At 72.5% G+C, this 13,071-nt stretch carries 7 protein-coding genes and 1 pseudogene; 3 read left to right on the top strand and 5 right to left on the bottom strand.

Translation table 11 applies throughout. The features are described from left to right. Positions 1 to 175: 175 nt before the first annotated feature. The 5 genes from iscX to IE241_RS18335 all read right to left on the bottom strand — a co-directional run bounded on the left by iscX (position 176) and on the right by IE241_RS18335 (position 8,595). On the bottom strand, positions 176 to 388 hold the full coding sequence (gene iscX, locus IE241_RS18355; RefSeq protein WP_190022839.1) for a Fe-S cluster assembly protein IscX: 213 nt from the start codon (positions 386 to 388) through the stop codon (positions 176 to 178). After that, positions 375 to 1,658 (bottom strand): MFS transporter, encoded by a 1,284-nt coding sequence (locus IE241_RS18350; protein WP_190022838.1) that lies wholly within the window; start codon positions 1,656 to 1,658, stop codon positions 375 to 377. The genes iscX and IE241_RS18350 overlap by 14 nt, the downstream gene beginning before the upstream one ends. After that, positions 1,655 to 4,297: a class III lanthionine synthetase LanKC gene (gene lanKC / locus IE241_RS18345; RefSeq protein ID WP_190022837.1), complete on the bottom strand. Its 2,643-nt coding sequence runs from the start codon at positions 4,295 to 4,297 to the stop codon at positions 1,655 to 1,657. Before lanKC (IE241_RS18345) ends, IE241_RS18350 begins: the two co-directional genes overlap by 4 nt. A gap of 401 nt (positions 4,298 to 4,698) precedes the next feature. Continuing rightward, on the bottom strand, positions 4,699 to 7,398 hold the full coding sequence (gene lanKC / locus IE241_RS18340; RefSeq protein WP_190022836.1) for a class III lanthionine synthetase LanKC: 2,700 nt from the start codon (positions 7,396 to 7,398) through the stop codon (positions 4,699 to 4,701). A 159-nt stretch (positions 7,399 to 7,557) separates the two neighbouring features. Next, positions 7,558 to 8,595 carry a radical SAM protein gene (locus IE241_RS18335; RefSeq protein ID WP_190022835.1) on the bottom strand — a complete coding sequence of 346 codons (1,038 nt, stop codon included), beginning with the start codon at positions 8,593 to 8,595 and terminating at the stop codon, positions 7,558 to 7,560. Between the two features lie 628 nt (positions 8,596 to 9,223). Here IE241_RS18335 and IE241_RS18330 point away from each other — a divergent pair. From IE241_RS18330 to IE241_RS18320, 3 genes and pseudogenes are all read left to right on the top strand, one after another. After that, positions 9,224 to 11,056: a sensor histidine kinase gene (locus IE241_RS18330; RefSeq protein ID WP_190022834.1), complete on the top strand. Its 1,833-nt coding sequence runs from the start codon at positions 9,224 to 9,226 to the stop codon at positions 11,054 to 11,056. Beyond that, positions 11,049 to 11,762 (top strand): response regulator, encoded by a 714-nt coding sequence (locus IE241_RS18325; RefSeq protein WP_229899459.1) that lies wholly within the window; start codon positions 11,049 to 11,051, stop codon positions 11,760 to 11,762. Before IE241_RS18330 ends, IE241_RS18325 begins: the two co-directional genes overlap by 8 nt. A 276-nt stretch (positions 11,763 to 12,038) precedes the next feature. Then, positions 12,039 to 13,016 (top strand): annotated as a pseudogene (locus IE241_RS18320) (M4 family metallopeptidase); the annotation flags it as partial. Positions 13,017 to 13,071: the final 55 nt, after the last annotated feature.

Raw genomic sequence — 13,071 nt, 5'->3', positions numbered from 1 at the left:
ACGTTGTCCGGTTCGGTGCGCGTCGCCACCGGCGGGCAGGTGGTAACGGCGGCCCCGCCGCGTACGCGAGTGCGGGCATGGTCCCCATCCGCCCCGCTGTTCGTGTGTTCCTGCAGGGGCGGATGGGGCGACGAAGGCCGGCAGCAGCTGGGAAATGGAGCTACAAGCTACGAAGCTACGAAGACAGCGGAGGTCGGCCCTTTCTGTCGCTCCACGCGAGTTGTATGGACTCCAGAATGCGTACGTTGTAGCGGGCCGGGTCGTCGCCGAACCCGTCCAGTCCGACCACCAGGTCGCGGACCTCGGGGAATTCGACGGTGAGCGGCTTGCGGTCCGGGTGCTTTGCGGCGAGTTGCGCCGCGATCTGCTGGATGTCAGTCCATCGCATGCGCCCGAGTGTGACCTACACCGTTCGAACGGTCCAGGGCGTCCGCTGTGCCGAGGGTGGCGTCGCGCGGGGACGCGGCGGCGAGGGCGGCCAGGAGTGCGGCGAAGAGCAGGAAGAGGACGTAGCCGGGCAGTTCGTCCAGAAAGAGGCCGGTCAGGGACGAGCCGAGCGGGGGAGTGGCCATGAACAGCAGTCCGATGGCGCTGTTCGCCCGGCCCTGCAGGTGTGCCGGGGTGCGCAGCAGGCGGGCGACCGTCAGCACCGAACCGGAGACGGCCACGGCCAGGGTGCAGCCTGCGAGCAGGACGGCGAGGACCGGCGCGCTCGCCGTCAGGGCCATCGCGCCGACGAGCAGCGCGCACAGCACACCGGTCGCGAACAGGACCCTGGAAGGCGGCAGGAGCCGGCCCGCTTTCGGGGCGAGGACCACCCCTGCCATCGCCCCTACCGCCGACGTGGCGGTGAGCATCCCGACGGACAGCCCCGACGCCCCCTGCCGCGCGCTGATCACCACGATCGCCAGGTACACCCCGTCGAAGACGAAGTTCTGCGCCGATGCGATCAGGGTCAGCCGGCGCAGCAGGCGTTCGTTCCAGAGGAAGCCGACGCCTACGGTGAACGACCGCCACAGGCCCTCGTGCCCGGCCTCCGGTGGGGGCGGCCGTGTCCGCGTCCGCAGTGCGCCGACGCATCCGGCGGAGACCGCGTAGGAGACGCTGTCCAGCCAGAACGGCCAGCTCGCCCCCGCCTCGAACAGCGCGCCCCCGGCCACCGGCCCCAGCAGGAACGCGAGCTGGCCCCGCACCTGGTTGACCGCGAGAGCGGTGGCCAGTCTGCTCTCCGGCACGATCTGCCGGACCGCCGGCAGGACCGCGGCGTTGAACGGCGCCGTCAGAAACCCCAGCACCACCCCCGCGGCCAGCAGCACCGGAAGTGATGAGAAACCGGTGAGGACCGCGGCCGCCAGGGCCGCACTCGCCGCCGCACGGCCCGTCTCGCAGACCAGCAGGACCGTACGGCGGTCGAAGCGGTCGGCGACCGGGCCCGCCGGTAGACAGGCGAGGGCCAGCGCGCCGGTCCACACCGCTTCCACCAGCCCCACGTGCAACGGCGAGTGCGTGGCCTGCAGGACGAGCAGCGGCAGCGCGACGGCCGAGGCGCCCGAGCCCAGCATCGACAGGCCCTGCCCGGCGCACAGCAGCTGGAAGTCGCGATTGCGGCGCAGGCTGTCGGAGCGCGGGGCCGGGAGCCCGGCCGACCCGGGTTTCACAGCTCCGCCTGCAGCGGCGCATCCGGTGACGCCGTCGGCGTCGGCGGCAGCGGGAGCAGGGGCAGGGGCGGGCGCGGCGTCCGGGCCGGGCCGCCGGCCAGCGCGGTGTGCACCGCCAGCAGGACCCCCGCGGCACCGGTGGCGAGATCCATGGACAGGCGCAGCAGCCCGTCCATCGCGAAGGCCCGCCGCCCTCGGAACCGTACGCAGTGGAGGCCCAGACTCCGCAGGTGCGGGACCAGTGCGGAGTCGGGGCCGGCAAGGTGGGCGAGGCCGTACAGCAGCCCCGCCTGGCCGTCCAGGAGGCCGGGGGAGAGGAGGAGTTCGGTGCCGAGGCTGTCGCGCATACGGTCGCGGAGGAGCGCGAAGTGCGGGTCGTCGCGGTGCTGCAGGTACGCGTCCAGGGCGAGGGCGATTCCGGCGCTGCCGCGGTCCAGGGCCGACAGCCACCGCTGCCCTTCCCGGACGTGGACCTGCCCTTCGCGCGGCGCGCCGCAGTGGCCGATGTCCCTGGCCAGCGCGGTCTCCGCGTGCCGCAGCCACTCCTGGTCACGCGTCGTCGCATACAGCCCGGTGAAGAGCAGCGCCGGTCCCGACCAGCCGTGCGTCAGGCCGGCGGCGTCCGCCTTGCCCGCCATCGGCTCCCGGCCCGTGAGGGCACGCGCCAGCCGGGCGCCGAGCCGCGCCGCCTCGTCCGCCTCGCCGAAGTGCAGACGGGTCAGCCCGATCCCCGCGATTCCGCCGAACAGGCCCGCACCACACCCCTGGAGGCCGATCCCGTCCAGCCGCGTGAGCACCTCACGCGCCTCGCCGGGCCGGCCCAGCTCCTCCAGGACGTAGGCGATGCCGGCGAGCCCGTCGTACAGCCCGGGCCGCGGCCAGCGGGTGCGCTCGCAGGCCCGCACCAGCCAGTCGACATGCTCGCCGAACGCAGGGTGGTCCGCCCGTCCCGTGACGTACAGGGCGTGCAGCACCCCGGCCGCGCCGAACGCCAGCGACGCGCCCTGTTCGTCGAACTGCCGTACGTCCCCGGGGAACAACCGGTCCTCGCGCTCCGGCGTCGCGCTGACCAGGATTCCCTCGCAGAGGGAGTCCAGCGCGGCCCGCCCGTCGGCCGCACGCTCCTCCGGCCAGAGCGAGTCGTCCGCGAACGATTCGTCTGTGAACGATACGGGGGCGGTCGGTGCGCCCGGTGTGGCCTGTGCGTCCTGCGCGCCCTCTGCGGAGACCGGCGGTGCGAGCTCCCTGCGCAGCCGCTCGCCGAAGCCGGGCGGTACGGGAAACCGCCGCTCCACCCAGCCCGCCAGCTGCGCGTACTTGTCCCGGTCGAAGCGCAGCAGCGGCGTCAGCGGGCAGAACAGCGCGAGGGCGAGGGCGGCGAGCGCATATGTGTCGACGGCGGGACCTGACCGGGCCCATGCGGCCGTGAAGCCGGGCGTGCCCAGGGCCGGCCGCAGGCCGGCGTCGGCGGAGTCCCGCGCGAAGGCCGTCTCGAAGTCGACCAGGCACACGCTGTCGTCGGGGCGCACGATGACGTTGCCGGGCTGCAGATCCCCGAAGACGACCCCGCGCGCGTGCAGTTCGGCCACGGCCTTCTCGATCCGCCCGAGGACGTCGCAGGCCCACCGCGTGTACGCGGCGACCTCCTCCTCGCCGGAGCCGTGCCGGAACAGCGGGTGCCGCCTGCCGACCGCCTCCTGCAGGGTCTCGCCCTCGATCAGCTCCTCCACGAGGAAGTGGTGCTCCCAGTGCCGCGTCCGTGCGTACACCTGAGGCACACAGTCGAGGCCGGCCAGCCGCCGCAGCACCGCATGCTCGCGCTCCAGCCGCGCGACGGCGTCCGTGCCGCTGTCGTCCAGACCGGCGTGCGGCCGCGCCTCGCGCAGGACGACCCGCCTGCCGGATTCCGCCTCCACGGCGCGGTACACACCGCCACCGTTCGAGAAGTGCAGCGCCTTCTCCACCCGGTACGGGAACCCGCCCGGCGCGCTCGCCTTGGCCTCCCGGATGCGGGCGGCGAGGAAGGCGGGCGCCTCCACCCACGGCGGCACCCGGAAGGACGTGCCCCGCACATCGGGCACGAGCACGCCGCCGGGCCCCTCCACCGCCGGTACGTACTCGCCCTCGTGCGAGAAGCAGTAGGCGAGGCTGAAGCCGCCGTAGCGCACGTACAGCGGGCCCTCGTCCCAGCGCAGGTCGCTCAGGACGTACGGGCCCTCGATGCCGCGCAGCAGCGCCGAGAGGTCCGTCAGCGTCCGCTCCAGCTCCTCCTCGCCACAGGGGTACACCGTGACGAGCTTGCCCCCGGCCGAGCGCGGCGCCTGCTTGCTGTTGACCTGCTTGAGGACGGTGGCGCTGCGCAGGAACTTGAAGCAGATGCCGCGCTCGGCGCAGTAGTCCCAGACCGTGTCGATCACGTGTTCCGCCCGGGCGGCCGTGGCGGAGGCGTGGATCTTCCAGCCCTGCCGGGGCAGCCGGGCCTCCGGGCGGTGGATGTTGACCCAGCCGCCGCGCTCGGCCCGCTGCCAGCCCGGAGGCGGCGGACCGGCCGCGCGGGCGAAGCGGTCGGCGGCGTCCTCGATGCGGTCGAGGCTCTCCACGAAGAAGGGGTCCGCGACGAGATGACCCTGAGCGAGCATGGTGACCTTCCCTCCCGGACTCGGGTGCCTTCCGGTGCCTTCCGGTGTCTGCCGACGTCTTCCGACCTGCCGGCCGCGGGCAGCCCACGGCCGGCAGTCTCTACGGCGAACGGAGCGTCAGGCGACGCCGCGAGCGCTCTCGTAGCTGTTGGCGCAGGGCCACACGGAAGGGGTCTCCTCCTCCAGCTCCTGCAGCTCCAGGATCTCCGACATGTGCTTCACCTCCTCTCGGGGCGGTGCATCGCATGGATCCGGCACGTTCCGGCGCGGCCCGGCGGCGCGGCGCGGCGGAACGGTGCGTCAGGCCATGCCGAGGGAGCTGTGCGAGCTGTTGGCACAGGGCCACAGGGAGGGGGTCTCCTCCTCCAGCTCCTGCAGGTCCAGGATCTCCGACATCCGAATCACCTCCGCTCTTCGGCTCGTGGGGTCGGTGGCCGCGGGTCGAGGTACGGCAGGGCGGGGCCGTGACCCTCGAACGCGGAGCCCAGGGCGAGCAGGACGCCTGCCGAACCGGTGGCGAGGTCCGCCGAAAGCCGCAGCATCCGGAAGCCCGGGAACGCGAGGTGCCCGCGGTAGGAGTGCGCGTACCAGGCCAGACGGCGGATCTGGGTGAGCACCGCGGATTCGTCCCCGTGTCCGGGGCCGTCCCCGCGGGCGGCCACAGGGCCGTCCAGCGCCGCGAGCGTGGCGATCGCACCCGCCCGCCCCCGCAGCAGCCCGGAGTTGCGCACGTACAGGGCACGGCAGGTGTGCCGGACGGCGGCGAGCGTCGCGGCCCTGCCGCCGCCGGGCCGGTGCCTCAGCAGGCCTTGCAAGGGGAAGGCGAGCCCGCTGCTCCCGCCGTGCAGATACGGCAGGTGATGCGTGCCGTCGAAGAGGGTGAGGGCGCCGTCGGGCCGGACGGTGCACCGGTCGGCGTCGTACCCCACCGCGCGGTCGGCGAGATCGAGGTAGCGCGTCGCTCCGGTCTCCTCGTACAGGTGCAGGAAGAACAGGGCGATCCCCGCCGCGCCGTGCAGGAGGCCGCAGGGCGGGGGGACACCGCGCCGGGCGGCGAGCGGACCGGCCGTGACCAGCCCGGCCAGCTCAGCGGCGGTACGCACTGCGCCCTCGTGGAGCGCTGCGTCCCCGGTGAGCCGTGCGAACCGCAGCAGGTTCAGGGCGATGCCCGCCTTGCCGCCCGCCAGGTCGGGGCGGATCACCTGCGCGTCGAGCGGGCGGCAGCGGGCGAGGACGCCGAGGGCCTGCTCGCGGTGGCCGAGCAGGTCGAGGGTCAGGGCGACGCCGTGCAGTCCGTCGTACAGGCCGGGCCGCGGATCGCGGTCGCGCTCGGCGGCGGCCACGAGCCATGCGACGTACTCCGGTGGCACCTGCGCGCCCACCCGGTGCAGGGCGTAGAGGACCCCGGCCGCGCCGTAGTCGAACGCGTAACCGCCCAGGGCGTCAGGGCCGGTCGGTGTACAGGGGAAGAGCCGGTCCTCGCGCTCCGGTGTGGCCATGGCGTGGATGCCGGCGACCAGGGAGTCCCGGACGGTCGGCCAGTCGGGGCGCTCCGCGGCGAGCATCCCGGCGTGGTCCTCCGAGTTCTCCGCGGCGGCGTCGTTTCCGTATGCAGGCTGCAACCCGGTCAGCAGCCTGCCCCCGAACCCCGCGGGCAGCGGATACAGCTCGTCCACGGCCGCGGTGAGGACACGCACCGTGGCAGGGCTGCGGTAGGGGACGGGCAGCAGCAGCCACAGCCGCAGGGAGTCGAGGAGGAAGGCCGTCGCGTCCGCGCCCCGCAGGCCGGGCGGAGCCGTAAAACCTTCTTCGCCCAGTGCCGGAGCCCGGCCGTCGGTCAGGTCCGTGGCGGTCTCGAAGTCGACGAGGACGACGCGCCCGTCGGGACGGAGGAGGACGTTCTTCGGGTTGAGCTCCCCGAGGCGCACGCCCCGGGCGTGGAGCGCGCGCAGGGCGTCGGCGATGCGGTCCACGGTTTCCAGGGCCCACGCCGCGTACCCGGGTGCCTCCTTGGCGGCTCGTTCGTCCGAGGTCAGCGGGAATCCGGCGGCCGCGGCCTCGGCCAGCGTGCGGCCCTCGATGTGCTCGACGGCGAGGAAGTGGTGCCCGGCGTGGACATGGTGGCCGAGGGCGCGGGGAACGCAGTCCAGGCCCGCCAGCTGCGCGAGGACGGCGCGTTCGCGGGCGAGGCGGGTGACGGCGTCTTCGCCGCGCAGGTCGAGACCGGCGTGGGGCCGTGCCTCGCGCAGGACGACCGTGGTGCTGGCGCTGGTGCTGGTGCAGGACGCGAGGTAGGTGCCGCCGCCGTTGGTGACGTTCAGCGCCCGTCGCACCCGGTAGGGGAACGGGCCGTCGGGCGCGGCGTGCAGCGCCTCCAGATCCGGGCCGAGGATCCCGGGCAGGGGCACCCAGTCCGGGCAGCGGAAGACCGGGCGGCGGTTCTCGGGGACGAGACTCCCGTCGGGGCGCTCCAGCGCGGGGACCAGGACGGGCTCGTCACCGGGCGCATAGGCCCCGCCGTCGCCGCCTCCGGCGCCGTCGGGACATCGCCGCGTCCCGGAGGCGCCGTAGCGCACGTACAGGGGGCCGGAACGGTGTCGCAGGCCGCCCAGGACGTACGGGCCCGGGAGCGTTTCCAGCAAGGTGGTGAGCTCCGTGAGCGCACCGGCCAGCGCGGCCTCGTCGGCGGGGTAGAGCGTCATCAGGTCGCCGCCGGTGAGGCGCTCGGCGTGCTCGTCCCCCAGCGCCCGGGCGGCGGGGACGCTGCGGACGAGGTCGAAGGGGATGCCGCTCCGGAGACAGAAGCCGCGGACGATCTCCGCCGCCCGCGGCAGGTGGGGAAGCGTCACGGAGACGTGGATCCGCCATCCCTGCGCGGGGAGTTCCGCCGCCTTCGCCCGTGTCCCCCTCGCCCCGGGTCCCGCTGTCGCCGCCCGCGGCCGCAGGGTCACCCACCAGCCGGCGTCCGTGCGGTCCCAGCCCTTCGGCGGCGTACGGAGCGCCGCGGGCAGCCTTTCCCCGACGTCGTCGAGCCGCTCGGGGAATTCGAAGAAGTCGGGGTCCGCCCGGTAGAAGCGGTCGTAGTCCTTGAGTTTCATCATGGCGGCCCCTCCGTTCGGTTGCGGCGAGGAATTCCATTCCGAGGAGAATTCTGACCGGATATCACGCACCCGCAGCTGTTGTCCGTAACGCCGATCGATGGGAAAAGCCCATTGCGCAACCACGATTTCGCAACGCCGGTCATCGCGTAACAGCGTCGCTCATCGCATCAAGGCGGCGAATTCCGGGGGATCGGTCCGGACCGAGCGCCGGGCGATCCTCGCCAGGTCCTCCCGGGAGCCGAAGTGGAGGTCCATGCGCCGGACGGCCTCGGCCCAGGTCTGCATGGAGTGCACCGAGGAGAGGGTCTCCACCACGAACGGATCGCTCAGCCGGGCCAGCGTGCGCTTCCACAGCAGCGCCGCGGGCTCCTCGAGGAGGCTGCCGACCGTCCCCTCGTAGACGGGGATCCCGCGGACCCTGCCGTCCGGCTCCACCTGCATCACCAGGGTGTCGACGCGGCGCGACACCCGCTCGGGGTTCATGACGAGATTGAAGTTGTCCGTGGTGAAGACCGATACCGACGCGGGGGCGAGCTCGCGCAGCCGGGCCAGCTGTTCCGCGCCGGTCAGCCGGGCCACCTGGGCGTCGTCGAGGAGTTCGCGGCGGCAGAATTCCCGGCGGCTGGCGAGCCCTTCGGGAACGGCCGAATTGAAGGCCAGGCTGCGCAGCCGGGGGAAGCGGTGGGCGATGTCGGCGGCGAAGTCCTCCAGCTGGCCGAAATTGCTGCGGATGACCACGCAGTCGATGCCGAAGACCAGGCGTTTCCGCCCCGCCGCCAGGCGTTCCTGCGCCACCTCGTCCAGCAGCGCCAGCGCGGCCATGACGCGGTCGAAGGAGCCGGCCCGGCCCCGGATGCGGTCGTGCACCTCGGGCGTCGCCCCGTCGAGGCTGACGATGACCTCGTCGAAGTGGTCGGCGAGGCGCTCGGCCAGCGCCCGGTTCATCACCCAGCCGCTGGTGTTGACGGACATCTTCACCCCTGCGTCGCGCAGCCGCGCGGCCACCTCGAAGATGCCCTGGACGATAAGGGGTTCGCCGCCGGACAGGGCGACGACCCGCGGGCCGAGCGAGAGGAGGGCGTCGGCGACCCGCAGCATGTCCGGTGGGCTCAGCTGCCGGGACGGGCGGCGGCCCGATTCCGAGTAGCAGTGCGAGCAGCGCAGGGGACAGGCGTAGGTGGTGTCCCAGACGACCACCTCGGGCCCGGCCTCGGTCCCGGACTCAGGCTCGTCCTCGGTCCCGGACTCAACGCGAGGCTCGGAAGAAGGCTCAGGACCGGACTCAGAACCGGAGGAACGACTCATGGCAGCCACCCCGTTCTCGAAGGACTCGAAGCACTCGAAGGACCCGAAGAACTCGGAGAAGCCGAAAGGCCGGCGGCGGGCCGGCAGACCGGGCCCGGGCGCCCCGGCGGGCGCTCCGGCCCGGGTCCGGTCTCCCCCGTACCGCGACTTCCCTGATGCGATGCTCCGAGTCTGCTGGGCGCCGTCTTTCCTGGGCACCCCGGGGCCCTCCAATGCGCATGGAGGTTTTCCGCCATGCACGTCGGAGGATTACTTCTCTGGACTGCCGTTGGGACGGCCCGCGATAATGTCCTTTATGGCAGGAGCCCGAAGCGGGGGGATGCGCATCATCGCCGTATGCGGCGGACTGTGCATGCTCTGGGCAACGCTCATCGGGACGACGCAGTTGCAGAATCGGTATACGCTGCCGTGGATCCTGGGTTCCGTTCTCCCGTGCTATTTCGCCGGTCTGTTCATTTGGTGGCACGCACCGTCAAGTCCGGTCGCAAGGCGCCTCTTGCTGATCGGTACCTGGCTTTCGGTGACCATTGCGATCCGCTACAGCACCAGCCTGCTGATCCGGGCCTTCGGCTGGAACCTCCGCCCGCGCCCCTACGCCCTCCTCCTGCCCGCGGACTTCGGCCTCCAGATCCTCAGCCAGTCCTTCGACCTGATCGTCAGCATCCTCCTGGTGCGGCTGCTCGCCCTGCTGCCCGACGGCGCCGTCCTCTTCCCCTACGAGCGCCGGATCCTGCGCGCCCTGTGGGGCCTGCTGGCCCTGCCCTTCCTGCTGCCCCTGACCGGAATGTCGCAGCTCACCGTCCACTACATCGTCTTCTACTACCCCGAGGCGTGGATGCCGGGCCTCGGCGCCGTCCTCCTCGTCGTACGCTGCCTGCGCGCCCACGCCGCCGGCCGCCGGGACGTCGCCGCCCTGCTGCCCTTCGCCGCCCCCGGCGCGGCGATCCTGCTGGCCCGGGCCGCCTCCCGGCTCTTCCGCTCCTGGCAGGGCGAGCAGGGCGTGCTCTACTTCGTCGGCGCCGTCCTCGGCGCGCTGCCGTACGTGTCCGTCTCCCTCGTGATCGTCTACGCCGCCTTCCGCCACCGCCTCCTCGGCGTCGACCTCGTGCTGCGCCGCTCGGCCGTCTACGGATCCCTGTGGCTCATCATCAACAGCTGGTACCTGGGCATGGCGCTGACCCTCGGGCTCACCGCGGGCCAGTACTTCCCCATCGGCCTGTCCCTGCTCGTCGCCGTCGTCGCCACGGCCCTCTTCCAGCCGCTGCGCGCCCGCCTCAACGCCCTCGCCGAGCGCCGCGTCTTCGGCAAGCGCCTGAGCAGGTTCGAGCTCCTCGTCCAGTTCGGTACCACGCTGGAGCACGCCTACGACCTCGACCGGCTCGCGCCGCAGCTCGCCACCGGCCTGCGCGAGGGCCTGAACCTGCAGTGGGTCGCCGTCCGGCTCGGCGGCGACGGCCTGCCCGTGTCCGCCGCCGAAGCCGGGGAACGGCCCGCCGGCGCCGCGCCCCTCGGGGAGTTCCCCCTCCTGTACGGAGAGGACGTCCTGGGCCTCATCACCTACGGACCCAAGGCCGAAGGCCGCTGCACCCCCGAGGACCACGACATCGGCGAAACCCTGGCCCGCTCGGCCGCCCTGGCCGTGCACAACGTACGCCTCACCGCCGAGCTGTGCGCCCGCGTCGAGGAGGTGCAGCGCCAGGCCGCCGAGCTCGACGCCTCCCGCGCCCGCATCGTCCACGCCCAGGACACCGAGCGCCGCCGCATCGAGCGCCGCCTCCACGACGGCATCCAGCAGGAACTCGTCGCCCTCGTCGCCAAACTGGCCCTCGCCCGCAACCGCCTGCACCGCGGCGGCGACATCGACGCCGCCCTGACCGAGATGCAGGACGACGCCTACCGCGTCATCGACGAGCTGCGCGAACTCGCCCACGGCATCCACCCGCCGATCCTCACCGACCAGGGCCTCGTGGCCGCCGTGACCTCCTGCGCCCGCCGGATGCCCATCCCCGTCACCGTCCACAGCGCGGAGTCGCTGGGCGGGTTGCGCTTCGCCCTCGACATCGAGGAATCCGCCTTCTACCTGGTCTCCGAGGCGCTCACCAACGTGCTCAAACACGCCGGAGCCACCCACGTCACCATCTCCATCGCCCGCGGCGACGGCCGGCTCCTGGTGGAGGTCCGCGACGACGGCACCGGATTCCCGACCGAGACCACCCGCGGATCCGGGCTCACCGGCATGCGCGACCGCATCGAGGCCGTGGGCGGCGAGCTCACGATCACCAGCGGCGCCGGCGCCGGCACCACCATCCGCGCCCGGCTCCTGGAGCGAGTGAGGGAGGAGACCCGTGCCTGACCTGTCCGGCCCCCTGCGCGTCGTCATCGCCGAGGACCACTACCTGGTGCGCGAAGGCACCCGGCGGCTGCTGGAGGACACCGGCCAGGCCGACGTCGTCGCCGCCGTCGGCACGGCCGTCGAACTCCTCGACGCCGTCGAGCGGTTCCGCCCCGACGTCGTCATCGCCGACATCCGCATGCCGCCCGGCCACCACACCGAGGGCATCACCGCCGCGCACGCCATCCGCGCCGGCCACCCGGGCATCGGCGTCGTCGTGCTCTCCCAGCACGCCAACGAGAACTACGCGTTCGACCTCTTCCGCTGCGGCACCGACGGTCTCGCCTACCTCCTCAAGGAGCGCATCGGCGAGGTCGACGAACTGCTGCGCGCCCTGCGCGAGGTGGCCGCCGGGCGCTCCGTGGTCGACCCGCGCATCGTGGAAGTGCTGATGGGCAGCCATGCCCGCGCCGCCGACGCCCCGCTGTCGCGGCTCACCCGCAGGGAGCTCGACGTCCTGCGGCACATGGCGGAGGGCAAGACGAACCGGGCGATCGCCGAGTCCCTGCGGCTGTCCGAGTCGACCATCGAGAAGCACGTCAACTCCACTTTCGCCAAGCTGGGCCTCGCCGAAATACCACAGCTGCACCGGCGCGTCAGCGCCGTCCTCGCCTATCTCCGGCACGCGCCGCACGGGCCGAACGGATCGCAGGTGCCGCACAACTGACATTTGTTGTCGGGATCCTGACAAGAAGCGGCATACGGTGGCACGCTCGTTCCTGCCCACGTTTCCCCCACAGGCACAGCCCCTCACCGTCGCAGCGCACCCCCGCAGCCCGAAGAAGCCGAAGAAGGTGCCGCCATGCCGCTCGGAAAGTCCCGCAGAAAGCCCCTCGCCCTCGCCCTGGCTCTCCCGGCCGCCGCCGTCCTCCTCGTGTCCGGACTGCAGGCCGGCCCCGCGAGCGCCGGCCCCGCAGGCGCCCGGTCCGCCGGCGAGCCGGCCACCGGCCGCGGCTGCAGCTCCTACGGCAACGTCACGCTCGACACCACCCGCAACACCACCACGGGCCTCTACGAGCTCAACGACCCCAAGCGCGGCAACCACAAGACGTACGACATGAACGGCGCGACCACCGGCAGCGGCACGCTGTTCACCGACGCCGACAACGTATGGTGCGAGGGCGGCCGGCAGAGTGCCGGCGTCGATGCCCACTACGTCCAGGCCGTCGTCTGGGACTACTACCTGGGCACGCACGGCCGCAAGGGCGTCTACGGCAACGGCCGTGGTACCTGCAGCCGGGTCCACTACGGAGACCACTACGCCAACGCCTTCTGGTCCTCCGGCAGCGGCTGCATGACGTACGGCGACGGCACCGGCACCGGGAACGGGCGGTCCCTCATCACCATCGAGACCGCCGCCCACGAAATGACGCACGGCGTCACGGAGGCGACCGCCAACCTGACCTACAGCGGCGAGTCCGGCGGCCTCAACGAGGCGACCAGCACCATCTTCGCCGCGGCCGCCGAGTTCTTCGCGAACAACCCGAACGACCCCGGCGACTACCTCACCGGCGAGGGCACCGACATCTTCGGGAACACCGCGACCGGCTGGATGGACAAGCCCTCGAAGGACGGGCGCTCCAAGGACTACTGGTACCCGGGCATCGGCGGCATCGACGTCCACTACTCCAGCGGCCCCGCCGACCACTTCTTCTACCTGCTCGCCGAGGGCAGCGGCCCCAAGGTCATCAACGGCGTCCCCTACGACAGCCCCACGTACGACGGCAAGCCCGTCAAGGGCATCGGCCGGTCCGCCGCGGAGCGGATCTGGTACCGCGCGCTCACGGTGTACATGACCTCGAACACCAACTACGCGGCAGCCCGCGCCGCGACCCTGCGCGCCGCGGCCGACCTCTACGGCACGAACGGCGACGAGTACGCGACGGTCGCCGCCACGTGGGCGGCGGTCAACGTCAAGTAGCGGCTGTCACCGTCGAGCAAGGAACGGACCGCCTTCGAGGAGTACGCGGCGCTGA

The sequence above is a fragment of the Streptomyces hiroshimensis genome (assembly GCF_014650335.1).
GTDB lineage: Bacteria > Actinomycetota > Actinomycetes > Streptomycetales > Streptomycetaceae > Streptomyces > Streptomyces hiroshimensis.
This window is presented reverse-complemented; position numbering and strand designations above follow the sequence as displayed.